Annotated in this window: 19 protein-coding genes; 12 read left to right on the top strand and 7 right to left on the bottom strand. The window is 69.1% G+C overall.

Annotated elements, in window-relative coordinates; genetic code table 11:
• Nucleotides 1-243 precede the first annotated feature (243 nt).
• Entirely contained in the window at nucleotides 244-2,400 is a 2,157-nt protein-coding gene (locus tag ACFY2Z_RS07310) for an ABC transporter family substrate-binding protein (RefSeq protein WP_390743180.1), read from the top strand.
• A gap of 84 nt (nucleotides 2,401-2,484) precedes the next feature.
• Here the strand turns inward: ACFY2Z_RS07310 and typA are convergent, their stop codons facing one another.
• Nucleotides 2,485-4,392 (bottom strand): translational GTPase TypA, encoded by a 1,908-nt coding sequence (typA, locus tag ACFY2Z_RS07315; RefSeq protein WP_390743181.1) that lies wholly within the window; start codon nucleotides 4,390-4,392, stop codon nucleotides 2,485-2,487.
• Nucleotides 4,393-5,128: 736 nt separating this feature from the next.
• Here typA and ACFY2Z_RS07320 point away from each other — a divergent pair.
• From ACFY2Z_RS07320 to ACFY2Z_RS07345, 6 genes are all read left to right on the top strand, one after another.
• Complete coding sequence (locus ACFY2Z_RS07320; RefSeq protein ID WP_390743182.1) at nucleotides 5,129-6,784, top strand: ABC transporter substrate-binding protein; 1,656 nt, start codon at nucleotides 5,129-5,131, stop codon at nucleotides 6,782-6,784.
• A 183-nt stretch (nucleotides 6,785-6,967) separates the two neighbouring features.
• Nucleotides 6,968-7,894: an ABC transporter permease gene (locus tag ACFY2Z_RS07325; protein ID WP_390743183.1), complete on the top strand. Its 927-nt coding sequence runs from the start codon at nucleotides 6,968-6,970 to the stop codon at nucleotides 7,892-7,894.
• Between the two features lie 33 nt (nucleotides 7,895-7,927).
• Complete coding sequence (locus ACFY2Z_RS07330; RefSeq protein ID WP_365163212.1) at nucleotides 7,928-8,851, top strand: ABC transporter permease; 924 nt, start codon at nucleotides 7,928-7,930, stop codon at nucleotides 8,849-8,851.
• Between the two features lie 48 nt (nucleotides 8,852-8,899).
• A complete protein-coding gene (locus ACFY2Z_RS07335; protein ID WP_390743184.1) occupies nucleotides 8,900-9,946 on the top strand; it encodes an ABC transporter ATP-binding protein in 1,047 nt (348 codons plus the stop codon).
• Nucleotides 9,939-11,087 carry an ABC transporter ATP-binding protein gene (locus tag ACFY2Z_RS07340; protein ID WP_390743185.1) on the top strand — a complete coding sequence of 383 codons (1,149 nt, stop codon included), beginning with the start codon at nucleotides 9,939-9,941 and terminating at the stop codon, nucleotides 11,085-11,087. The genes ACFY2Z_RS07335 and ACFY2Z_RS07340 overlap by 8 nt, the downstream gene beginning before the upstream one ends.
• A 98-nt stretch (nucleotides 11,088-11,185) precedes the next feature.
• Nucleotides 11,186-11,590 carry a VOC family protein gene (locus ACFY2Z_RS07345; protein ID WP_390743186.1) on the top strand — a complete coding sequence of 135 codons (405 nt, stop codon included), beginning with the start codon at nucleotides 11,186-11,188 and terminating at the stop codon, nucleotides 11,588-11,590.
• On the opposite strand, the gene ACFY2Z_RS07350 is transcribed toward ACFY2Z_RS07345, so the two are convergent.
• The 6 genes from ACFY2Z_RS07350 to ACFY2Z_RS07375 form a co-directional block, all read right to left on the bottom strand.
• Nucleotides 11,583-12,572, bottom strand: a complete 990-nt coding sequence (locus tag ACFY2Z_RS07350; RefSeq protein WP_390743187.1) for an oligopeptide/dipeptide ABC transporter ATP-binding protein — start codon at nucleotides 12,570-12,572, stop codon at nucleotides 11,583-11,585. The genes ACFY2Z_RS07345 and ACFY2Z_RS07350 overlap by 8 nt on opposite strands.
• Entirely contained in the window at nucleotides 12,569-13,567 is a 999-nt protein-coding gene (locus tag ACFY2Z_RS07355; protein ID WP_390743188.1) for an ABC transporter ATP-binding protein, read from the bottom strand. Before ACFY2Z_RS07355 ends, ACFY2Z_RS07350 begins: the two co-directional genes overlap by 4 nt.
• Complete coding sequence (locus ACFY2Z_RS07360; protein ID WP_390743189.1) at nucleotides 13,564-14,487, bottom strand: ABC transporter permease; 924 nt, start codon at nucleotides 14,485-14,487, stop codon at nucleotides 13,564-13,566. Before ACFY2Z_RS07360 ends, ACFY2Z_RS07355 begins: the two co-directional genes overlap by 4 nt.
• Nucleotides 14,484-15,551: an ABC transporter permease gene (locus ACFY2Z_RS07365; protein WP_390743190.1), complete on the bottom strand. Its 1,068-nt coding sequence runs from the start codon at nucleotides 15,549-15,551 to the stop codon at nucleotides 14,484-14,486. Before ACFY2Z_RS07365 ends, ACFY2Z_RS07360 begins: the two co-directional genes overlap by 4 nt.
• 47 nt (nucleotides 15,552-15,598) lie before the next feature.
• The gene (locus ACFY2Z_RS07370) at nucleotides 15,599-17,446 is read right to left on the bottom strand and encodes an ABC transporter substrate-binding protein (RefSeq protein ID WP_390743191.1); all 1,848 of its coding nucleotides are present in this window, start codon (nucleotides 17,444-17,446) and stop codon (nucleotides 15,599-15,601) included.
• A 362-nt stretch (nucleotides 17,447-17,808) separates the two neighbouring features.
• Entirely contained in the window at nucleotides 17,809-18,345 is a 537-nt protein-coding gene (locus ACFY2Z_RS07375; RefSeq protein ID WP_355909775.1) for a hypothetical protein, read from the bottom strand.
• Between the two features lie 335 nt (nucleotides 18,346-18,680).
• Between ACFY2Z_RS07375 and ACFY2Z_RS07380 the strand changes: the two genes are divergently transcribed.
• The 5 genes from ACFY2Z_RS07380 to ACFY2Z_RS07400 are packed head-to-tail and all read left to right on the top strand — an operon-like array spanning nucleotide 18,681 to nucleotide 24,302.
• Nucleotides 18,681-20,291 carry an ABC transporter substrate-binding protein gene (locus tag ACFY2Z_RS07380; RefSeq protein ID WP_390743192.1) on the top strand — a complete coding sequence of 537 codons (1,611 nt, stop codon included), beginning with the start codon at nucleotides 18,681-18,683 and terminating at the stop codon, nucleotides 20,289-20,291.
• Between the two features lie 32 nt (nucleotides 20,292-20,323).
• Entirely contained in the window at nucleotides 20,324-21,247 is a 924-nt protein-coding gene (locus ACFY2Z_RS07385; protein WP_390743193.1) for an ABC transporter permease, read from the top strand.
• Nucleotides 21,240-22,223, top strand: coding sequence for an ABC transporter permease (locus tag ACFY2Z_RS07390; RefSeq protein ID WP_390743194.1), 984 nt, complete (start codon nucleotides 21,240-21,242; stop codon nucleotides 22,221-22,223). Before ACFY2Z_RS07385 ends, ACFY2Z_RS07390 begins: the two co-directional genes overlap by 8 nt.
• A gap of 8 nt (nucleotides 22,224-22,231) precedes the next feature.
• Complete coding sequence (locus tag ACFY2Z_RS07395; protein WP_390743195.1) at nucleotides 22,232-23,212, top strand: ABC transporter ATP-binding protein; 981 nt, start codon at nucleotides 22,232-22,234, stop codon at nucleotides 23,210-23,212.
• On the top strand, nucleotides 23,199-24,302 hold the full coding sequence (locus ACFY2Z_RS07400) for an ABC transporter ATP-binding protein (protein ID WP_390743196.1): 1,104 nt from the start codon (nucleotides 23,199-23,201) through the stop codon (nucleotides 24,300-24,302). Before ACFY2Z_RS07395 ends, ACFY2Z_RS07400 begins: the two co-directional genes overlap by 14 nt.
• The last annotated feature ends 88 nt before the right edge of the window (nucleotides 24,303-24,390 follow it).

Consider the following 24,390-nt stretch of genomic DNA (forward strand, 5'->3'; position numbering starts at 1 on the left):
GGGCGTGCGGACCGGATTCGAGCCTCCCGCCCCCTCATCGTCCCAAATGTGGGGCTCCGGCGCCGGGGGGCGGGGGGATCTTTGCGCCGATCGGGTGGGGTTTCCGGCCCGTGTCGCCGTGTCGCCGCGTTCCACTGAACCCTTTGCACTTCAGTGGGCCCATACATCTGATCAGCTCTAAATACCAACAAAGCTGGTCATAACGCCCGCTCATCTGTGAAGTGGCTCCCGGAGGTAGACGTGATGTCCCACGACGGCGTCGGACGGAGCGCGGTGCTGCGCTCGGTCACATTCCTCACTGCGGGAGCCCTCGCGGTGACCGCGCTCGCCGCCTGCAGCTCCGACGAGAAGAAGGCGAGCACACCGGCCGCCGGGCAGGACATCGCCCCGGCCGGCCGCAACCTCGTCAGCGACGGCGGCACCCTGCGCTGGGCGGTCGACGACGTGCCCGGGACCCTGAACGCCTTCCAGGCCGACGCCGACGCCGCGACCAGCCGGATCGCGGGGGCCGTGCTGCCCTCGATGTTCCGGCTCGACGTGAACGGACGGCCGCAGGTGAACTCCGCCTATCTGGAGTCCGCCAAGGTCGTGTCGACCGAGCCCAAGCAGGTCGTCGTCTACCGCCTGAACCAGCAGGCCGTCTGGAGCGACGGCCGGGAGATCGGCGCCGACGACTTCGCCGCCCAGTGGCGCGCCCTGTCCGGCAAGGACCACAAGTACTGGACCGCCCGCAACGCCGGCTACGACCGGATCCAGAAGATCGAGCGCGGCGCGAACAACCTCGAGGTCAAGGTCACCTTCGCCAAGCCGTACGCCGACTGGAGGTCGCTGTTCTCGCCGCTGTACCCGAAGGACGTCATGGGTACTCCGGGGAGCTTCAACGACGGGGCGCGAGGCGGCCTGAAGGTCACCTCCGGCCCGTTCGGCATCCAGTCGGTCGACCGCGACCACGGCACCGTCACCCTCAGCCGTAACCCGCGCTGGTGGGGCCGGCCGGCCAAGCTCTCCGAGATCGACCTCGTGGCCGTCCCACGCGACCAGCGGGCCGCCGCGCTCGCCGACGGGAAGCTCGACATGGCGGAGGTCGACCCGGAGGAGGCCGACCGGATCACGCTCGCCGCGCGCGACAAGGGCGGCACCCCCCGGCAGGGCTCCTCGCCGGGCACGGAGCCGAGCGGGAGCGCCTCGCCGGGCACAGAGTCGAGCGGGAGCGCCTCGCCGGGCACGGAGTCGAGCGGGAGCGCCTCGCCGGGCACGGAGCCGAGCGGGAGCGCCTCGCCGGGCGCGGCGGGCCCCTACAACCAGCAGACGCTGAACGGCTTTGTGCTCCGCAGATCCCTGGAGCCCGCCTACGCCCAGCTCGCCCTGAACGGCGGCCGGGGCCCGCTCTCCGACGAGCGGGTGCGCCGGGCCGTGGCCCGCTCCCTGGACCGCACCCAGCTGGCCGGACTCGTGCTCAAGCCGCTCGGGCTGCCCGCGGTCCCGGTCGGCAGCCATCTCGCGCTCGCGGGGCAGGACGCGTACGCCGACGGCAGCGGTGCCATCGGCAACCAGGACACAAAGGAGGCACAGAAGCTGCTGGCCGAGGCGGGCTGGGTGAACGGCTCGGTCAAGGCGAAGGCGGCCGGCTCCGAGGGCGACAAGAACTCGGGGGACGCGGGCAGGACGCGGGGTGCCGGGAGCACGGCGGGCACGGACCGGCGCGGCGACTCGGGCGAGGACGACAAGCCCCGTCACCTCGTCCGGGAGCCCGCCCAGCAGGGTGGACCCCCGCCGGGGGCCTACGCGCCCAAGGGCACCGCCGCTCCGGCCGGCGCCGCGGCCGGGGTGCTCGCCAAGAACGGCAAGCCGCTGCAGCTGAAGTTCGTGCTGCCGTCCGGGCCCGGCTCGCGGTCCCTGCAGACCGTGGGGGACCGTATTGCCCGCATGCTGGACAAGATCGGGATCCGTACGGAGATCACCAAGGTCCCCGACGACGCCTTCTTCAAGGACCACGTCGCGTCCGGCGACTACGACCTGGCGCTGTACTCCTGGCCGGCGACCGCGTTCCCGGCGACCGACGACCGGCCGATCTACGCCAAGCCGGTGCCGGCGGCGGACGGCTCGCTGAGCGTGGAGCAGAACTACACCCGGGTCGGCACCGACCAGGTCGACCAGCTCTTCGACCAGGCCATCGCCACGCTGGACGAGGGCGAGGAGCGGGACCTGGTGCGCAAGGCCGACGCCCACATCTGGGCCGCCGCGGGCTCGATCCCCCTCTACCAGCGCCCCCAGCTCACGGTGACCCGTGCCGACCTCGCCAACGCGGGCGCCTTCGGCTTCCAGACCCCGGTCTACGAGGACATGGGCTTCCTGAAGAAGGGCGGGAAGCCGTCCGCCAGCCCGTCCCCGTCGCACTAGGGCAGCTCCGACAGGTACCAAACCCGAGGCCCGGCCGCCCCTGGCGGCCGGGCCTCGGGGAGATCCGGCGGGGTGCTTCCGCGATCAGCTGTGCTTGGCGCGGCTCGCGGAGCGGGCCCGCTCACGCTGGTCGAGGACGACCTTGCGGATGCGGACGGCCTCCGGCGTCACCTCGACGCACTCGTCGTCGCGGCAGAACTCCAGGGACTGCTCCAGCGACAGCTTGCGCGGCGGCACGATCGACTCGGCGATGTCCGACGTGGCCGACCGGATGTTGGTGAGCTTCTTCTCCTTGGTGATGTTGACGTCCATGTCGTCGGCGCGGGAGTTCTCGCCGACGATCATGCCCTCGTACACCTCGGTGCCCGGCTCGATGAAGAGCGTGCCGCGCTCCTGGAGGTTCGTCATCGCGAACGCGGTGACGCTGCCGGAGCGGTCGGCGACCAGGGAGCCGTTGTTACGGGTCTGCAGGGGGCCGAACCAGGGCTCGTGGCCCTCGTGGATGGAGTGGGCGATACCCGTGCCGCGGGTGCCGGTCAGGAACTCCGTACGGAAGCCGATCAGACCGCGCGACGGCACGACGAACTCCATGCGGACCCAGCCGGAGCCATGGTTGGACATGTTGTCCATCCGGCCCTTGCGGACACCCATGAGCTGCGTGACGGCGCCCATGTGCTCCTCGGGCACGTCGATCGTCATGCGCTCGACCGGCTCGTGGACCTTGCCGTCGACGTCCTTGGTGACGACCTGCGGCTTGCCGACCGTCAGCTCGTAGCCCTCACGGCGCATGGTCTCCACCAGGATGGCCAGCGCCAGCTCACCGCGGCCCTGCACCTCCCAGGCGTCGGGCCGGTCGGTGTCGAGGACCCGCAGCGAGACGTTGCCGATCAGCTCGCGGTCGAGGCGGTCCTTGACCTGGCGGGCGGTGACCTTGCGGTCCTTGACGGTGGCCTTCGCGTTGGCGCCCTTGCCGGTGCCGCCCCTGCCGACCAGCGGCGAGGTGTTGGTACCGATCACCATGGAGATCGCGGGCTCGTCCACCGTGATCAGCGGCAGCGCGACCGGATTCTCCGTGTCGGCCAGGGTCTCGCCGATCATGATCTCGGGGATACCGGCGACGGCGCAGATGTCACCCGGGCCGGCCTTCTCGGCGGGCTTACGGGTGAGGGCCTCGGTCATCATCAGCTCGCTGATGCGCACGTTGCTGGTCGTGCCGTCGCGCTTGATCCAGGTGACGGTCTGGCCCTTGCGCAGCTCGCCCTGCTCGACGCGGAGCAGCGCGATACGGCCGAGGAAGTTGTCGGCGTCCAGGTTGGTGACGTGCGCCTGGAGCGGGGCGTCCTCGTCGTAGGTCGGGGCCGGGATGTGCTCCAGGATGGTGGAGAAGAACGGCTCCAGGCTGTCGGAGTCGGCCGGGACCGTGCCGTCGTCCGGCTTGGTCAGGGAGGCGATGCCGTCACGGCCGCAGGCGTAGACGATCGGGAACTCGATCTGGTCCTCGTCGGCGTCGACGTCGAGGAAGAGGTCGTACGTCTCGTTGACGACCTCGTCGATGCGGGCGTCCGGGCGGTCCGTCTTGTTGATGCACAGGATGACGGGCAGCTTGGCCTGGAGCGCCTTGCGCAGCACGAACCGGGTCTGCGGCAGCGGGCCCTCGGACGCGTCGACGAGCAGCACGACACCGTCGACCATCGACAGACCGCGCTCGACCTCGCCGCCGAAGTCGGCGTGGCCGGGGGTGTCGATGATGTTGATCGTGATGGGCTCCCCGCCGTCCTTGGGGTGATACTTCACCGCCGTGTTCTTGGCGAGGATCGTGATGCCCTTCTCACGCTCCAGGTCGTTGGAGTCCATGACCCGGTCGTCGACCTGGTCGAGCTGGTGGGCGGCGAAGGCACCGGCCTGCTTCAGCATGCCGTCGACGATGGTCGTCTTCCCGTGGTCGACGTGGGCGACGATGGCGACGTTGCGGATGTCGTGGCGCGTGGCCATATTGCGCAGTACTCCCGAGTGGTGAGGACGGCCTGCGCGTACATCTGTGTTACGCGGGCCCTGCCGGGCTGAACATGCCACGGCCTCACCCCATGGTACGGGTGCCCGGACGGAGGCGCCTCGGCACGTCGCGCGGACGGGACGGACCGCGGTCGGGGACACCGCAGCCGCGCATTCCGTCACGCTCTGTGACCGGCGGAACCACGTCGCCGTATGGCGCCGTGCGACCCGGCGCGGTCACCGAGTACAGGGTTTTCCCTATGGTCCGCATCGAGGGGTCGGTTCGCCCCTGTCTCTGACCCTTCGGCGCTAGGGTCACCGAATTGCGCGGTTGCCGCGCAGCGGTTTGTTGCGGTTCGTCTCACCTTCGGCGTCGAGTGCACTTCCCCTCCGTCGAGCGCAACTGCTTTACCGCACCTTGTCCGCTATACGGACACTCCGCATCGATAGTTGTGTAACAAGTCCGTTTCGCAGGGATCTTTCGGCAAACCGTTTGTCCGGATTTTGGAAGAAGTAGCCGTCAGGTGTGATCGAACCGAGACCTTGGAGGTGTGGTTCAGCCATAGCCGATTGGCAGATAGTTAGGCGCGTAGAGCTCGGGTCAATGGGTCATGCGCCGAAGGAGGCGCCCGACTCACGAGCGTGCGGATGTACCCGATCTTCCCCGTTCTTACTGTCCGTGGGATGTCGTGTGCTCCGTCTTGCGGTGAACAACAGGACTCATGAGGAGGAACCCATGCGTGGTGCCAGCAGCGCCAAGTGGGTCGCCGGGACGGTACTCGTCGCTCTCGCTGCGACCGCCTGCGGTGGCGGCAGCGACAACAGCGGCAAGGGCAGCAACAGTGGCTCCGGCAAGGACGGCGGCACCTTCCGGCTGGGTATCACCGAGCCCGTAGCCATCGACCCGTACAACGCGCAGGAGTCCGAGGGCACCCTTGTCACGGACAACCTCTTCACGGGTCTGTACGACCCGACTCCGGACGGCCAGGTCGTTCCGGCGCTCGCCACCTCGAAGAAGGTCAGCGCCGACGGCAAGACCTGGACCTTCAGCATCAAGAAGGGCACCAAGTTCACCAACGGTGAGCCCGTGGACGCCGCTGCGTTCATCCGTGGCTGGAACCGTGTCGCGGTGAAGGCGGCCGCGTCCGACGTGGCCTACCACATGGCGGGCATCCAGGGCTTCGCCGACGTGCAGGCGGGCAAGGCCCAGACGATGAGCGGCCTGACCGCGCCGGACCCGTACACGCTTCAGGTGAAGCTGTCCGCGGCGGACTTCGAGTTCTACATCAAGACCACGCACACGGTCTTCAGCCCGGTTCCGAAGGTCGCCGGCGACGCCCACAACAAGACGTACAACGAGTCGCCGATCGGCAACGGCCCCTTCAAGATGCAGGGTTCGTGGCAGCACAACAAGTCGATCACGCTGGTCCGCAACGACTCGTACGGCCTGACGAAGGCTCACCTGGACAAGGTCCAGATCGACATCCTGAACCCGAACAACAGCAGCACGCTGGAGCTCCAGGGCTTCCAGTCGGGTCAGTACGACTGGGCGCGTATGCCCACCCCGCAGCTGACGTCGGCCAAGGCCACGTACAGCCCGCAGGGTGAGTGGATCCAGCAGGACACCAACGGCATGAACTACCTGCTGCCGATCATGGACAACGGCCCGCTGAAGGACGTCAAGGCCCGCGAGGCCGTGTCGTACGCCATCGACCGGGACGCCATCATCAAGGGTGTCTTCCAGGGCATGATGACGAAGTCGGCGACGATCCTGCCGCCGGTCTTCAAGGACGTGTACCAGAAGGACCTGTGCACCTCCTGCATCGGCCAGGACAAGGCCAAGGCCAAGGAGCTCGCCAAGGAAGGCGGCCTGAAGCCGGGCGACACCATCGAGCTGGCCTACAACACCGGTGCCGGTCACGAGGAGTGGATCCAGGCCGTCCAGGCGCAGCTGCAGGACGTCCTCGGCCTGAAGGTGAAGACCGTCGGCAAGCCGTTCGCCGAGCTCCTCGCCGACCAGCAGAAGCCGGGCGCCTCGGGCCTGTACCGCTTCGCCTGGGGTGCGGACTACCCGACGCCGGACAACTACCTCTTCCCGCTGCTGGACTCCGCGTCCATCAACAAGGACGCGTCCGGCAAGGTCACCGGTGACAACCGCGAGCGCTACAGCAACAAGGCCTTCGACGACCTGGTCGCCAAGGCCCGTGCCACCGCGGACCAGGCGGGCCGCAACGCGCTGTACAAGCAGGCGGAGAAGAAGGCCCTGGACGACATGGCGCTCATCCCCCTGTGGAACCGCACCCAGGAGCGTCTCGCGAACACCAAGAAGTTCGGGAACATCCAGATGGACTTCCACGAGGACCCGAACCTGCCGGAGATCAGCCTGAAGTAGTCAGGCGCCGCTGACAGCGGTGTCCGGTGAATTGGGGGTCGTGGTGCCGAGCTGTGGCTCGGACACTGCGGCCCCCGACGACCGTCGGGAGGGTGTGACCGCCCTCCCGCCCCCACCCCCACACCCCCCGTCCGGGGCTGGGAAGCCGCTGGGAAGCGGCAGCGAGGCGCAGAGAGGCATGTCATGGGAAGGTACGTGGTCCGCAGGCTGGGCCAGTTGATCGTCGTCACGCTCGGCGCGACGCTGATCCTGTTCGCCTGCTTGTTCGTGTTGCCAGGTGACCCGGTCGGGCAGATCGCGGGCAGCGACAAGGCACGTGACCCGGCGGTGATCGCGGAGCTGCACAAGCAGTACGGGCTCGACAAGCCGCTCGTCGTGCAGTACGGCAACTACGTCGGCAAGCTGGTCACCGGTGATCTCGGCACGGACTACACGCAGGGCCGGCCGGTGACGGAGATCCTCAAGCCGAAGCTGGCCAACACGGCGAAGCTGGCGGTGTTCGCCATCGCGATCGACATCGTGATCGGTCTGGCCGTGGGCATCGTCTCGGCCATTCGCAGATACTCGATCTGGGACGTGTCGGCCACCTTCGTCACCACCTTGGCCATCGGTATCCCCTCCATCGTGCTCGGCATGATCATGCAGCGTGTCTTCGTGGTGGAGCTGGGCTGGTTCCCGCTCATCGCGGACGGCGGCTTCAAGTCGATGGTGCTGCCCGCGGTGACCCTCGCGATCATCGACGCGGCGCTCGTCGCGCAGCTGGCCCGGAGCTCCATGCTCGAAGTCCTGCGCGCCGACTACGTCAAGACCGCGGTGGCGAAGGGGCTGTCGGGTCGGACCGTCCTCTTCCGCCATGTCCTGCGGAACTCGGTCATCCCTGTCATCACGTACCTGGGCATCTCGTTCGGGTCTCTGCTCGGCGGCGCGATCATCACGGAGACGATCTTCAACTGGAACGGCATCGGCCTTGCGCTGGTCCAGGCGATCCAGCAGAACAACAACCCCGTCATCGTGGGTGTGGTGACGATCAGCGTGGCGATCTTCGTCGTGCTCAACCTGGTCGTCGACCTGCTGTACGCCGCCCTCGACCCGCGCATCCGGCTCGCCTGACCGGCTGGGTCGCCCTCATCTAGGAGTCACACCATGACCGAACTCGTCACGGGCACGGGAGGGCCGACGCAGGCCGAACCCGCCGCGGCACAGCCGGGCGCGGAACCCAGCGTCGCCCGGGTCAGCCAGTGGGCCGACATCCGGCACCGCTTCTTCGCCAACAAGCTGGCCGTGGTCGGACTGGCCATCATCGGCGTGCTGGTCCTCGTCGCCGTGCTGGCCCCGGTGATCGCGCCGTACGACCCGCTGAAGCAGGACCTGAACGCGACGCTGCAGTCCCCGGGCGGCAGCCATCTGCTCGGTACCGACGCCCTCGGCCGGGACCAGCTGTCCCGCCTCATCTACGGCAGCCAGATCGCGGTGATCGTCGGCCTCGCCTCGATCCTGCTCGCACTCGTCATCGGTGTCACCCTGGGCGCCCTCGCCGGTTACTACGGCCGCTGGGTGGACACCGTGATCATGCGCATGGCGGACATATTCTTCGCCTTTCCGCTGCTCGTCGGCGCCATCGTGATCATCCTGCTGATGGGCCGCGGTGTGCTGCCCGTCGTGATCTCCCTCGGTGTCTTCACCTGGGCCACGTTCGCCCGCCTGCTGCGCAGCCAGATCCTCTCCGTGCGCGAGATGGACTATGTGCACGCGGCGAAGGCGCTGGGCGCCGGCCAGGGCCGGATCATCCGCAAGCACATCCTGCCCAACTCCATCACCTCGGTGCTGGTGTACGGCACGAGCAACGTCGGCATCTCGATCGTCGCCGAGGCGTCGCTGTCGTACCTGGGTGTGGGTGTGGACCCGCAGGTGGCCGAGTGGGGGAACATGATCTCGGCCGGTCGCAACTTCATGGGTGTCAAGGACTTCATGTGGACCTACCCCAGCCTTGCGATCGTCATCACCGCGCTGGGCTTCATCCTGCTCGGCAACGGCCTGCGCGACGCCCTCGACCCGAAGCTCCGGTGAGGCACCGCCGTGAGTCGACCCCTTTTGAAGCAAGACGAAGGTGATGGCATGACCAGCCTCGACATGGCCCCGGCGAACACCGGGCCGGACGGGACCGCCCCGCTGCTCGAAGTCCGGGACCTGCATGTGGAGTTCAAGGTCCGGGACGCGGTGACCAAGGCGGTCAACGGCGTCAACTACAGCGTCAACGCCGGCGAGACGCTCGCCGTTCTCGGTGAGTCGGGTTCGGGCAAGTCCGTCACCGCCCAGGCGATCATGGGCATCCTGGACAGCCCGCCCGGACGGATCAGCCAGGGACAGATCTTCTTCCAGGGACAGGACATCCTGGCCCTGTCGGAGAACGAGCGGCGCAAGCTGCGCGGCGCCAAGATGGCGATGATCTTCCAGGACGCCCTGTCCTCGCTCAACCCCGTGCTGTCGGTGGGCTTCCAGCTCGGCGAGATGTTCCGGGCGCACAAGGGCATGTCCCGCAAGGACGCCAAGGCCAAGGCCATCGAGCTGATGGACCGGGTGCGTATCCCGGCCGCCGCCCAGCGGGTGGGCGACTACCCGCACCAGTTCTCCGGCGGTATGCGCCAGCGCATCATGATCGCCATGGCCCTGGCCCTGGAGCCGGACCTGATCATCGCCGACGAGCCCACGACGGCCCTCGACGTGACCGTTCAGGCCCAGGTGATGGACCTGCTCGCGGATCTCCAGCGCGAGTACAACATGGGTCTGATCCTGATCACCCACGACCTCGGTGTGGTCGCCGACGTCGCGGACAAGATCGCCGTCATGTACGCGGGCCGGATCGTCGAGACCGCCCCGGTGCACGAGCTGTACAAGCGGCCCGCCCACCCCTACACCCGAGGTCTGCTGGACTCGATCCCGCGCCTCGACCAGAAGGGGCACGAGCTGTTCGCGATCAAGGGTCTGCCTCCGAACCTGCAGCAGATCCCGTCCGGTTGCGCCTTCAACCCCCGCTGCGTCAGGGCGCAGGACATCTGCCGTACCGACGCCCCGGCACTGGTCCAGGTGACCGAGCAGGACGGTACGGAACTGGTGGGCCGCGCCTCCGCGTGCCACTTCTGGAAGGAGACGATCCATGGCTGAGCTCCGTAAGAAGGAGGACGTCACGGACGCCACGCCCAACGTCTCCGACGTCGAGGTGGTGGACGCGCGCACCGAGGACGAGGCGGTCGCGGCCGTCGAGGCACCGGTCGAGCGCGGCGAGCCGATTCTTCAGGTGCGCAACCTGGTCAAGCACTTCCCGCTGACCCAGGGCATCCTGTTCAAGAGGCAGATCGGCGCGGTCAAGGCCGTCGACGGCGTGTCCTTCGACCTGTACCAGGGCGAGACCCTGGGCATCGTGGGCGAGTCCGGCTGCGGCAAGTCGACGGTGGCCAAGCTCCTGATGAACCTGGAGCGGGCCACGGCCGGCGAGATCTTCTACAAGGGCCAGGACATCACCAAGCTGTCCGGACGCGCCCTGAAGGCCGTGCGCCGCAACATCCAGATGGTCTTCCAGGACCCGTACACCTCGCTCAACCCGCGTATGACGGTGGGCGACATCATCGGTGAGCCCTTCGACATCCACCCCGAGGTGGCCCCGAAGGGCGACCGGCGGCGCAAGGTCCAGGAGCTGCTGGACGTCGTCGGCCTCAACCCCGAGTACATCAACCGCTATCCGCACCAGTTCTCGGGCGGTCAGCGCCAGCGCATCGGCATCGCCCGCGGTCTCGCGCTCAACCCCGAGATCATCATCTGCGACGAGCCGGTCTCCGCGCTGGACGTGTCCGTCCAGGCGCAGGTCATCAACCTGATGGAGCGACTGCAGGACGAGTTCAACCTCTCCTACCTCTTCATCGCGCACGACCTGTCGATCGTCCGGCACATCTCGGACCGCGTGGGCGTGATGTACCTCGGCCGTGTCGTCGAGGTCGGCTCGGACGAGCAGATCTACGAGCACCCGACGCACCCCTACACCCAGGCGCTGCTGTCGGCGGTCCCCGTTCCGGACCCGGACGCCCGCGAGCACCGCGAGCGGATCATCCTCTCCGGCGACGTGCCCTCCCCGGCCAACCCGCCCTCGGGCTGCCGGTTCCGCACCCGCTGCTGGAAGGCCCAGGAGAAGTGCTCGGTGGAGACGCCGATCCTGGCGATCCCCGAGCGATTCAAGGACGTGGACTCCCCGGTGGCCCACGAGTCGGCCTGCCACTTCGCCGAGGAGAAGGACGTCGTGAACGCGGCCTGACGGCTTCCCGGCTCCGCACGGTTCCCGGTACCTCGCGCGAGGTACCGGGAACCGGCATTTCCGGGCCTGTACGACCCCGTGCACCGAGGAAGGGCGAGATGCTCCATCACATCGAGCTGTGGGTACCGGACCTGCCGCGCGCGGTCGGGGAATGGGGCTGGCTGCTCGGCCGGCTCGGTTATCTGCCCTACCAGGAGTGGCAGCACGGCCGTAGCTGGCGCCAGGGGCCGTCGTATCTCGTCGTGGAGCAGTCGCCCGCGATGAACGGCACCGGTCACGACCGGATGCGTCCGGGGCTGAACCACCTCGCGTTCCACGCCGGAAGCCGCGAGGACGTCGACGCCCTGGCCGGCGAGGCGCCCCGGCACGGCTGGCAGCCGCTCTTCGCGGAGCGGTATCCCCATGCCGGGGGACCGGAGCACTACGCGGCCTATCTCGTGAACACCGACGGATTCGAGGCCGAGCTGGTCGCCGACGACCGGCCCGCGCCACAGGTCAGCTGACCACCTGAGCCCCGGCCCAGTGGCACGCCACCTGTTCCCCGCTGCCGCCGGCGAGTATCTCCAGGTCCTGGCCCCGGCACGCCCCCGCGACACCCGCCTGCTCCGCCTCGCCGCTCGCCAGGACCTGGCAGCGGACGTGGAAGCGGCAGCCGGCGGGGATGCGTGAGGGGTCCGGGGGCTCCCCGGTCAGCACCACGGGTTCGCCCGGCGTCTCCGGCAGGACGGAGAGCAGGGCCCGGGTGTACGGATGCCGGGGCGCGGTCAGCACCTGCTCGACCGGGCCCGTCTCCACGATCCGGCCCAGGTACATCACCGCGACCCGGTCGGCGATGTTCCACGCCAGGCCCAGATCATGGGTCACCACCAGGGCGGCGAGGCCGAACTCGGTCCGCAGCCGCAGGAGCAGCGCGAGGATCTCGCCGCGCACGGACGCGTCGAGCGAGGCCACCGGCTCGTCGGCGACGATGAGTTCGGGTTCCAGGACGAGAGCTCCCGCGATCACCACGCGCTGCCGCTGGCCTCCCGACAACTCGTGCGGATAGCGCAGGAAGAACCGTTCGGGCGGCCGGAGTCCCGCCTTGGCCAGGGCCTCGGCGACCGCCGCCCGTTCGTCCCCCGCGTACCCGTGGATCCGCAGTCCTTCGGCCACCGCGTCGTAGACCGTGTGCCGCGGGTTGAGCGATCCGCTCGGGTCCTGGAGCACCAGTTGGACGCGTCTGCGGTAGGCCTTCAGGAAGCGCGAGGTGTACTCCAGCGGTTTCCCGCCGAAGCCGATGTGCCCCGCGGTCGGCCGCACCAGGCCGAGCAGCGTCCGGGCCAGGGTCGTCTTGCCGCAGCCCGACTCGCCGACGAGCGCCACGATCTCCCCGGCCCGGATGTCGAGTTCGACGCCGTCCACGGCGCGGCTCGGCGCACCGCCGTGCCGCCCGGGAAAGGCCACGTGCAGTCCCTGTGCGCTGAGCAGGGGCGGTGGTGTCGTCATGCCGTGCTCCTCGTGTCCTCGGCCGCGGCTGCCGTGCCGGAGTCCGCGTCCGCCACGTGCACACAGGCCGCGCGCCGCCCCTGTCCCAGGTCCCGCAGCGCCTGGGCCTCGGTGGAGCACAGCTCCAGTGCCACCGGACAGCGCGGGTGGAAGGCGCAGCCGGAGGGCAGGGCGGACGGGTCCGGGGGGTCCCCGGCCAGTCCACGCGGGGCGAACCGGGAGGCCGGGTCGCCGATGCGCGGGAACGCGGCCGACAGTGCCTTGGCGTAGGGGTGGCGGGCGTTCTCGTAGACCGCCCTGGCGGCCCCCTCCTCCACCACGCGGCCCGCGTACATCACCGCGAGCCGGTCGCAGATGTCGGCGAGCACGGCCAGATCGTGACTGATCATGATCAGTCCCAGGTCCTGCTCGGTGACGAGGTCACCGATCAGCCGCAGGATCTGTGCCTGGACCATCACGTCCAGGGCGGTGGTGGGTTCATCGGCGATGACCAGGCGGGGATCACAGGCCAACGCCATGGCGATCATGACCCGTTGGCGCTGTCCGCCCGACAGTTCGTGTGGATACGCCGCTGCCCGCGCGGCCGGCAGGCCCACCTGCTCCAGCAGTTCCCCGGCCCGCCTTCTGGCCGCGGCCGCGGTGGTCTTTCGGTGCAGCAGGATCGGCTCGGCGATCTGGTCGCCGATCCGGTGCACGGCGTTGAGGGAGTGCATCGCGCCCTGGAAGACGATCGAGGCGCCCGCCCAGCGGACCGCCCGCACCCGTCCCCAGCGCATGGTGAGCACGTCCTCGCCGTCCAGCAGGACTTCCCCGGTGATCCGGGTGCCGGCCGGTAGCAGCCGGAGCAGTGCGAGCGCCAGCGAGGACTTGCCGCAGCCCGACTCGCCCGCGATGCCGAGCTTCCGGCCCGCGTCCAGCGACAGGTCCACGCCCCGCACCGCGGCCGCGCCGCCCGGGTAGGTCACTTCGAGGTTCCGTACCTCCAGCAGGGTCAACGTGCCACCCCCAGCCTGGGGTTGAGAACGGACTCCACAGCGCGGCCGCACAGTGTGAAGGCCAGGGCGACCACGGCGATGGCGATGCCGGGCGGCACCAGGTACCACCAGTCCCCGGAGCTGACCGCGCCCGCCTCGCGGGCGTCCTGGAGCAGTCCGCCCCAGGACACGACCGTGGGGTCGCCGAGACCGAGGAAGGCGAGCGTGGCCTCGGCGAGGATCGACGAGGAGATCATCAGGGTCGTCTGGGCCAGCACCAGCGGCATGACGTTGGGCAGCACATGGCGGACCATGATGTGCCCGTGCCCGCCACCGAGCGCCCGGGCCCGTTCGATGTACGGCCGGGACTCCACCGCCAGTGTCTGCGCCCGCACCAGCCGGGCCGTGGTCGGCCAGGTGGTCACCCCGATCGCCAGGATCACGGTGCCGAGGGAGCGGGACATGACGGTGGCGAGCGCGATGGCGAGGACCAGGGTCGGCATCACCAGGAACCAGTCCGTGACGCGCATCATCACGGTGGCGTAGGCGCCGCGGAAGTGCCCGGCCGTGACCCCGACCAGGGTGCCGATGGCCACGGACAGCACCGCCGCCAGCAGCCCGACCAGCAGCGACACCCGCGCCCCCCACACCAGCAGGCCCAGCAGATCGCGTCCGAACCGGTCGGCGCCGAGAAGGAGATGGCCGCTCGGTCCCTCCAGGGGCCGGCCCGGCGCGGCGGTCACGCTCGACACGTCCGAGCCGACCGTCAGCGGCGCGGTCACCGCGACCAGGGCGAAGAGGACGAGGGTGGCCAGGCCGAGGACACCGGCGCGATGGGTGCGGTACTGCTGCCAGAACCGGACGGCGGAGTGCCGGCGACGCTGCCGGGCGAGCGCCCGGGGGCCGGGCCGAGCCGTCGGGGGAGTGGTCTCGGTCGTCATCGGCCCACCCGGGGGTCGAGCAGGGGATAGAGGAGGTCGGCCATTGTGTTCATCACGATCACCGCCGCGGCGAAGACGAAGAACAGCCCCTGCACCAGGGGCAGATCGGGCACGCTCAGGGCCTGGTAGAAGAGTCCGCCGAGGCCGGGCCAGGAGAACACGGTCTCGACGAGGATCACCCCGGCGACGGTCCGGCCGAGGTTGACGAAGATCAGCGTCACGGTCGGCAGCAGCGCGTTGGGTACGGCGTGCCTGCGTCGGACCAGGTCGTCCCGGAGTCCCTTGGCGCGCGCGGTGGTGAGGTAGTCGCTGCCCATCTCGTCGAGCAGCGCCGAGCGGGTGACGAGCAGTGTCTCCCCGTACTGCACCGCGATCAGTGTGAGTACCGGCAGTACGAGGTGGTGCGCGACGTCGGCGGCGTGGGCGAGTCCCTCCTCGCCGCCCGATTCCATGCCTCCCGTGGGGAAGAGGCCGGGGACCGGCCCCGCGCCCACCGCGAACACGATGATGAGCAGCAGACCCAGCCAGAACGACGGGACGGAGTAGAGGGTGAGCGCCAGTCCGGTGTTCAGCCGGTCGCCGATGCTCCCGTGGCGCCATGCCGACCGGGTGCCGAGGACGATGCCCAGGGCGCTGTACAGGACGAACGCGGTGCCGGTGAGCAGCAGGGTGTTCGGGAGCGCTTCGGTGATCTTGTCGATGACGGGTTCCCGGAACTGGTACGAGGTGCCGAGGTCCCCGGTGAGCGCCTTGCCGCAGTAGTCCGTGAACTGCTCCCACATCGGCAGATCGAGGCCGAACTCCCTGCGAAAGGCAGCCAGTTGCCCGGCGGATACCGGCCGGCCGCCGGTCATGAACTTGACCGGGTCGCCGGGGATCAGCCGGAACAGGAAGAAGCCGGTGACGAGGACGGCCAGCAGGGAGACGACGGCGCCGGCCGCCTTCCCCGCCGCGTAGCGCAGATAGGCGGTTCCGCCGTGCGCCCGCGGGCCGCGGTCCGGCGGCGCGCCCGGGGGCGGGGCGTCCGGCCCGGTGGTGGGCGCGGACGCCGCTTCGGCGGTCATGAGGTTCCTGCCGGGCGGGGGGCCGGTGCGACGGTTCTGTTCATGGGTTACTCGCGGTCGTCCACGGAGGCTCGGCGGCGCGTCGTGAGGAGGACCCCGCCGCCGCCGAGGAGCACGACACCCGCACAGATCCAGAGCACCATGCCGGTCGAGCTGTTGTCGGGTGTGCCACCGTGGCCGGCCGGAACCGCCGACCACCAACTCCAGTAGCCGTCCTGGCCGTAGATGTTGCCGCTCTTCTCCGGCATGGTGGTGATCGACTCGATCTGGTCCGTGCGGTAGGCCTCCATCGCGTTCGGATACGCCATGACGTTCATGTACCCGAGGTCGTACAGCCTCGACTCCATCTGCTTGACGAGGGCCGTTCGTTTGACGGGCTCGTACTCCGCGAGCTGCTGTGCGTACAGCTCGTCGTACTTCTTGTCGCAGATGAAGTTGTCGGTCGCGCCGGTGTCCTTGGGGGTCGCGGGGAGTGCGGCGCAGGTGTGGATGGAGAGGACGAAGTCCGGGTCGGGGTTGACGGACCAGCCGTCGATGGCGAGGTCGTACTTGCCCGCGAGCCAGGGGTCGGTCACGTTGTCCAGGCAGTCGAGCGTCATCCCGATGCCCAGCTTGCCCCACCACTCCTTGAGGTACTGGCCGACCGCCTTGTCGTTCGGGTCGGTGGCGTGGCACAGCACGCGGTAGGTGAGCGGTTTACCGTTCTTGCCCGTGCGCTTGCCGTCACCGTTCGTCCGGTAGCCCGCCTCGTCGAGGAGCTGGGCGGCCTTGGCCGGGTCGTAGGAGAGCTCCTGGGCCGCCGACGGCTTCCAGAAGTACGTGGAGAAGCGAGGCGGTATGTACCCCTCGCCCTCGACCGCGTGGCCCTGGAAGACCTTGTCGAGGAGGGTGCTGCGGTCGACCGCCATGAACAGGGCGTGCCGTACGCGCTCGTCCAGCAGGGAGGGGTCTCCGTCGCCGAACTTCTGGCCGTTCCTGGCCTGCGCGCCGGGGTTGGTGGCCAGGGCGTAGAAGCGGCGGCCCGGCGCCTCGTTCACCTTGATGTCCGACTGCCCGCGGAGCGCGGTGGTCTGCGCGGGCGTCAGACCGCTGACGAAGGACACCTCGCCCTTCTGCAGGGCCGCGACCGCCGCGTCACCGTCCTTGTAGTACTTGAAGACCAGCTCGTCGAACTTCGGAGCCCCGCGCCAGAAGGTCTTGTCGGGTTCGAGGCGCACATAGCTGTCGGGCTTGTAGCCGGTGAGCACGAACGGCCCGTCGCCGACGACGGGAAAGGTCTTGTCGTCGGTGAACTTCGAGATGTCCTTGACCTTCTCCCAGATGTGCTTGGGGACGATCGGCACATCCAGCGCGGTCATCGTGGCCTGGGGCTTCTTCAGTTCGATGACCAGCTTGGTGGGGCTCGGCGCGGTGACCTTCGAGAAGTTCCCGACGAAGCTGCCGTTGGCGGTGGCGGCACCCTCGTCGGTCATCATCTTCTGGAACGTCCAGGCCGCGTCCTCGGCGGTGACCTGCCGGCCGTCCGACCACTTGGCATTGGAGCGGATGGTGTACGTCCAGGTCAGCTTGTCCGGCGACGGCTTCCACGCGGTGGCCAGACCCGGGACGGCATGGGCGTCCCCGGGGTCGTAGTCGGTCAGGTACTCGTACATCAGCCGGTGGATGCTCGTACTGACCAGACGTGTCGCGAGGAACGGGTTCAGCGAGTCGACGCTCTGGGCGACCGCCACGGTGAGGACCCTCTTCTCCTGCGCCTCGGCCCGCTGGGGTGCGGGAGCGAGGGAGGTCGCGAGGGCCGTCGCGAGTGTCAGGCCGACGGCCAGGACCCGGGGGACGCGAAGCCGTGGTCCGGCCGGCCGAGGGTGTTTGCTGTCGTGCAGTTCTTGCGTGCTCATGGATCGGCCTCGCCTCATCGCTCGGACAGGACGGCTTGCTGTACCGCTTGATCGGAATCGGTCGGCCTGGCGGGTGAAGGTGTGTCTATCAGCGGCCGTCTGCGTGCGTCAACGGCGCCTGCACCCCTTCTGGCCTGCGAAAAAGCTGAGTTGACGCACGCATGTGCGGTCATTGGTCCATACCGGTGAAGTCTCGCTGGTGGAGGCGTGGCGCCGGACGTCTCCCCGAGTCGTCGGCCCCCGGGCAGCACAACGCCCCGCCGGCGAAGCCCGGCGGGGCGGAGCGGGAACCGATGTCCTCCGTGCACAGCGGTTCCCTCATGGGAAGGATCCGGCGGACGTCATGCCCGTCGGGTCACCTGTCATCCGTACTGGATGCCCCACAGGTTGTTGTTGCGCTTGGCCGGCGCGATGATGCCCGTCTTCTTCCAGATCTTGTGCTTGACGCACTGCTGGCGGCCGTTGGGCTCCAGGTGGTACTTGGTGACGCTGAAGCCCTTGGCCTCGTGGTACATCATGAGGCGGCCCTTGGTCTTGCCCCTCTTGTTCTCGACCTTGGCCGAGTAGGTCCAGGTGTCGGACTTGGACCAGGTCTTGCCGACCGAGACGCTGAACGAGGTGGAGGCCTTGGCGAAGATGACGCCGGCCTCGGTGCCGAGCTGCACGGTGCCCGTGGCCGACCAGCTGCCCGTCTTGTTCTTGGCGTAGCTGATGGTCACGCCGGGTCTGGCCCAGTCGCTGTGGACGTTGGTCGGCTCCCACACCGTCTTCTTGTCACCGATGGTGTAGATGGGGTTGTCGTCGCACCTGACGCCCGCGGACGCCGTCGGAGCGGACATCGCCACGGCACCGGCACTGAGCAGCGCGGTCGACAGGACCGCACTCATGGCACGCTTCATGATCACCTTTCGGTGGAGGGAGGGGTGACGCGGCGTTCCGCCCGGCCCCTTGTTCGATACACGACAGATCTTTCCAGCCAACTCGACCATTTTGAAAGCTATTTGAGTGACGTTTGAGCTTCGTGCCGTGATCGGCGGGTGGGTGAGGGTGCCCTCCGGACCGGGCGCCGGAGGCGGCGCCGCGCACGGGTGCCGCCAGACGGGGGACGGTCGCTCCGGACGGGTCGGGTGGCTGCGTGCCTCGTCCGTTATGGGCAGGTAGTGGCCGATAGTGGATCAGTGCTCCGACGTCAGCGGCACGGCGCCGGTCGGAAGCGGTCACGAGGAGGCACCCCATGCGTGGAGCCCGGCACGCCGGATGGGCGGTGGCGGCGGCCCTCTCGGCGGCGGCTTGCGGCGGGGGCGAGGTGGAGGGCGGCCCCGGGGTGCTCAGCGCTTCCTGGAGCGACCCGCCGAACCCGCTGGAACCGGCCAACACCAACGAGGTGCAGGGCGGCAAGGTCCTCGACATGCTCTTCCGCGGGCTCAAGCGCTACAACCCGAGAACCGGCGCGGCCGAGAACATGCTCGCCGAGAAGATCGAGACCTCCGACTCGCAGAACTTCGCCGTCACCGTCAGGAACGGCTGGACGTTCAGCGACGGCGAGCCCGTCACCGCCAGGTCCTTCGTCGACGCCTGGAACTACGGCGCCGGCCTGAAGAACAACCAGAAGAACGCGTACTTCTTCGGATACATCGACGGCTACGACAAGGTGCACCCCGAGAACGGCACCCAGAGCGCAGACACCCTCTCCGGACTCAGGGTGACCGGCCCCCGCACCTTCACCATCAGGCTCAGCCAGAAGTTCTCGACGTTCCCGGACACCCTCGGCTATTCGGCCTTCGCCCCGCTGCCCCGGGCGTTCTTCGACCACCACGCGGACTGGCTGAAGAAGCCCGTCGGCAACGGCCCGTACCTGGTCAAGTCCTACGCCAGGGGCTTCATGATGTCCCTGCGGAAGTGGGACCGCTATCCCGGCCCGGATCCGGCGCGGAACAACGGGGTGGACCTGAAGGTCTACACGGACGGCAACACCGCCTACACCGATCTGCTGTCCGGCAACCTCGACCTCGTCGACGACGTGCCCGCCGCCCAGCTCAAGAACGTCAGGGCGGACCTTCAGGGCCGGTACATCAACACCCCGGCCGGCATCATCCAGACCCTGGCCTTCCCTTACTACGACCCGCAGTGGAACAAGCCCGGCACGGAGAAGGTCCGCGCGGGCCTGTCCATGGCCATCAACCGCGACCAGATCACCCGCACGATCTTCCACGACACCCGCACCCCGGCCTCCGACTGGACCTCCCCGGTGCTCGGCGTCGAGGGCGGCTTCCAGGCGGGGTTGTGCGGCAGCGCCTGCACCTACGACCCCGCCCGGGCCAAGAAGCTGGTCCAGGAGGGCGGCGGGCTGCCCGGCGGCCAGGTCAGGATCGCGTACAACGCGGACGCCGGCTCCCACGGGGAGTGGGTGGACGCCGTGTGCCACTCCATCGACAACGCCCTCGGCGACGACAAGGCGTGCGTCGGCAACCCGATCGGCACCTTCGCCGACTTCCGCAACCAGATCGGGCAGCACAAGATGCCGGGCCCGTTCCGGGCCGGCTGGCAGATGGACTACCCGCTCATCCAGAACTTCCTTCAGCCGCTCTACTACACGGGCGCTTCCTCCAACGACGGCAAGTGGTCCGACAAGCGCTTCGACAAGCTCGTCGACCAGGCGAACGCGGAGGCGGACCGGGCCCGGGCCGTGAAGCTGTTCCAGTCGGCCGAGGGGGTCGTACGGGACAACATGGCCGCCATCCCGCTCTGGTACCAGAACGGCAGCGCCGGCTATGCGCAGCGGCTGTCCCATGTGGCGCTCAACCCGTTCAGCGTCCCCGTCTACAACGAGATCAAGGTCGGCTGAGCCCCACGGCCACGCCCTACCCCGGAGGCCCCATGGGACGGTATGTCATCCGGCGTCTGCTGCAGATGATCCCGGTCTTCCTCGGCGCCACCCTGCTGATCTTCCTGATGGTGAACGTGATGGGCGACCCCGTCGCGGGCCTGTGCGGCGAGCGGCAGTGCGACCCCGCCACAGCGGCCCAGCTGCGCCGGGAGTTCGGCCTCGACAAGCCCGTGTGGCAGCAATACGCGACCTACATGGGCAATGTCTTCACCGGCGACTTCGGCACCGCCTTCAACGGACAGCCCGTCACCGAGCTGATGGGGACGGCCTTCCCGGTCACCATCCGGCTGACCGTGGTCGCGATCGTCCTCGAGGTCCTGATCGGGATCGCGCTCGGCGTGGTCACCGGTATGCGCCGCGGGCGGCCCGCCGACACCTCGGTGCTGCTGCTCACGCTCGTCGTGATCTCGGTGCCGACCTTCGTCACCGGTCTGCTGCTCCAACTGCTGCTCGGGGTCAAGTGGGGCTGGGTCAGACCGTCGGTGTCCCCCCTGGCACCCGTCGACGAGCTGATCGTGCCCGGCCTCGTCCTGGCCTCCGTCTCGCTCGCCTACGTCACCCGGCTGACCCGGACCTCCATCGCCGAGAACCGGCGGTCCGACTACGTCCGTACGGCCGTCGCCAAGGGACTGCCGCGCCGGCGGGTGATCACCCGGCATCTGTTGCGCAACTCGCTCATCCCCGTGGTCACCTTCATCGGCACCGACATCGGCGCCCTGATGGGCGGCGCCATCGTCACCGAGCGGATCTTCAACATCCACGGCGTCGGCTACCAGCTCTACCAGGGGATCCTTCGGCACAACACCCAGACCGTCGTGGGCTTCGTGACCGTGCTGGTGCTGGTCTTCCTGGCCGCCAACCTGCTCGTCGACCTCCTGTACGCCGTACTCGACCCGAGGATCCGCTATGCCTGAGCAGCAGCCCTACGAGCCCGAGGGCGCCATCGCGGGAACCGGGATGGGCGGCGCCATGGACCTCGCCGCGAGCGAGGCGACCACGCTGGAGCGGCCCCCCGGCGCCCCGAAGGGCGCGGGCCCGGCCGGCAGGCCGCGCAGCCTGTGGTCCGACGCCTGGCGCGATCTGCGCCGCAATCCCGTCTTCCTGGCCTCCGCGCTGGTGATCCTCTTTCTCGTACTGATCTCGCTCTGGCCGTCCCTGATCGCCCCCGGCAACCCCCTCCAGTGCGATCTGTCCAAGGCCCAGGAGGGCTCCCAGTCCGGGCACCCGTTCGGGTTCGACGGGCAGGGCTGCGACGTGTACACCCGGACCGTCCACGGCGCCCGTACGTCGGTCACGGTCGGTGTCTGCGCCACTCTCGGCGTCGCGCTCCTCGGCTCGGTCCTCGGCGGGCTCGCCGGGTTCTTCGGCGGGGGCTGGGACGCGATCCTCTCCCGCACCACCGACATCTTCTTCGCGATCCCGGTCGTGCTCGGCGGCCTGGTCCTGCTCTCGGTCGTGACCAGCAACACCGTCTGGCCGGTCGTCGGGTTCATGGTGCTGCTCGGCTGGCCACAGATCTCCCGTATCGCCCGCGGCTCGGTCATCACCGCCCGGCAGAACGACTACGTTCAGGCCGCCCGCGCGCTCGGCGCCTCCCCCGCCCGGATCCTGCTGCGGCACATCGCGCCCAACGCCGTCGCCCCGGTGATCGTCGTCGCGACCATCGCGCTCGGCACCTACATCGCGCTGGAGGCGACCCTGTCGTACCTCGGGGTGGGGCTGAGGCCGCCCAGTGTGTCCTGGGGGATCGACATCTCCGCCGCCTCCCCCTACGTCCGCAACGCCCCGCACGCGCTGCTGTGGCCCTCCGGTGCCCTCGCGATCACCGTGCTCGCGTTCATCATGCTCGGCGACGCGGTGCGCGACGCCCTCGACCCCAAGCTGAGGTGAGCGTCGTCATGCTGCTCGAAGTGCGGGATCTGCACGTGGAGTTCCGGACCCGGGACGGCATCGCCCGGGCCGTGAACGGCGTCAGCTACCACGTCGACGCGGGGGAGACCCTCGCGGTGCTCGGCGAGTCCGGCTCCGGGAAGTCCGTCACCGCGCAGGCCGTGATGGGGATCCTCGACGTGCCGCCCGGCCGGATCACCGGCGGCCAGGTCCTCTTCCGGGGACAGGACCTGCTCACCCTGAGGGAGGAGGAGCGCAGAAGGATCCGCGGCGCGGCCATGGCCATGATCTTCCAGGACGCGCTGTCCGCGCTCAATCCCGTGCTCACCGTCGGCGACCAGCTCGGCGAGATGTTCGTGGTGCACCGCGGGATGTCGCGGAGGGACGCCCGGGCCCGGGCCGTCGAACTGATGGAGAGGGTACGGATCCCGGCCGCCGCCCAGCGGGTGCGCGACTATCCGCACCAGTTCTCCGGCGGGATGCGCCAGCGCATCATGATCGCCATGGCGCTGGCGCTCGAACCGGCCCTGATCATCGCCGACGAGCCCACCACCGCCCTGGACGTCACCGTCCAGGCCCAGGTCATGGATCTGCTCGCGGAGCTGCGACGCGAGTACCGCATGGGCCTCGTCCTCATCACCCACGACCTCGGCGTGGTCGCGGACGTCGCCGACCGTATCGCCGTCATGTACGCGGGCCGGATCGTCGAGACCGCGCCCGTCCACGACCTCTACAAGGCGCCCGCCCATCCCTACACCCGGGGCCTGATCGACTCCATCCCGCGGCTGGACCGCAAGGGCCGGGAGCTGTACGCGATCAAGGGGCTGCCGCCGAACCTGATGGACATCCCGCCGGGCTGCGCCTTCCACCCCCGTTGCCCGCTGGCCCGGGACGTTTGTCTCACCGACGTGCCGCCGCTCCACGAGGTCTCCGCGGACCGCAGAAGCGCCTGCCACTTCTGGAGGGAGTGCCTGGATGGCCGGTCCTGAACCCATCCTGGAGGTGGCCGGGCTCGTCAAGCACTATCCGCTCACCCGGGGGATCCTCTTCAAGAAGCAGATCGGCGCGGTCCGCGCGGTCGACGGCGTCGACTTCACCCTGGGCCCCGGCGAGACCCTCGGCATCGTCGGAGAGTCGGGCTGCGGCAAGTCGACGCTCGCCAGGATGCTGGTCACCCTGGAGCGGCCGACCTCCGGCGCGATCCGCTACCGGGGCGAGGACATCACCCGGCTGTCCGGGCGCGCCCTGAAGGCGGTGCGGCGCAACATCCAGATGGTCTTCCAGGACCCGTACACCTCCCTCAACCCCCGGATGACCGTGGGCGACATCATCGGGGAGCCGTACGAGATCCATCCCGAGGCCGCGCCCGGAGGGGACCGGCGCCGGCGGGTGCAGGAGCTGCTGGACGTGGTGGGGCTCAACCCCGAGTACATCAACCGCTATCCCCACCAGTTCTCCGGCGGCCAGCGCCAGCGCATCGGCATCGCTCGGGCGCTGGCGCTGCGCCCGGAGATCGTCGTCGCCGACGAGCCGGTCTCCGCGCTCGACGTGTCCGTCCAGGCACAGGTCATCAACCTGCTGGAGCGGCTCCAGGGCGAGTTCGGGCTGTCGTACGTGTTCATCGCCCATGATCTGTCGGTGGTCCGGCACATCTCCGACCGGGTCGCGGTGATGTACCTCGGACGGATCGTGGAGACCGGGCGGGACACGGAGATCTACGAGCATCCCACGCACCCCTACACCCAGGCCCTGCTGTCCGCCGTGCCGGTGCCCGACCCGGAGGCACGGGAGCGCCGGGAGCGGATCATCCTCAGCGGCGATGTGCCCTCCCCTGCGGACATCCCCTCCGGCTGCCGCTTCCGCACCCGCTGCTGGAAGGCCCAGGAGCGGTGCGCCCTGGAGGTGCCGCCGCTCGCGGTCCCCGACCGGTTCCGGGCGGCGGGCGGACCGGCCGCGCACGACTCGGCCTGCCATTTCGCGGAGGAGAAGCGGGTGGTGCCGCCCGAGGAGACGGCCCGAAACCGGCCGCCCGCACGGCCCCCGGCACCGGGGGACCAGCCGCACGAGGAATCCGCATAAGCATATGAATGCGGAGGAAGTTCGTTAACACGCAGGCAACTTGACCGAAGCGGTTCCGATATACGGACGCAGGAGAGTGAACAGCGTA

It is taken from the genome of Streptomyces sp. NPDC001222, assembly GCF_042896945.1.
Taxonomy (GTDB): domain Bacteria; phylum Actinomycetota; class Actinomycetes; order Streptomycetales; family Streptomycetaceae; genus Streptomyces; species Streptomyces gibsoniae.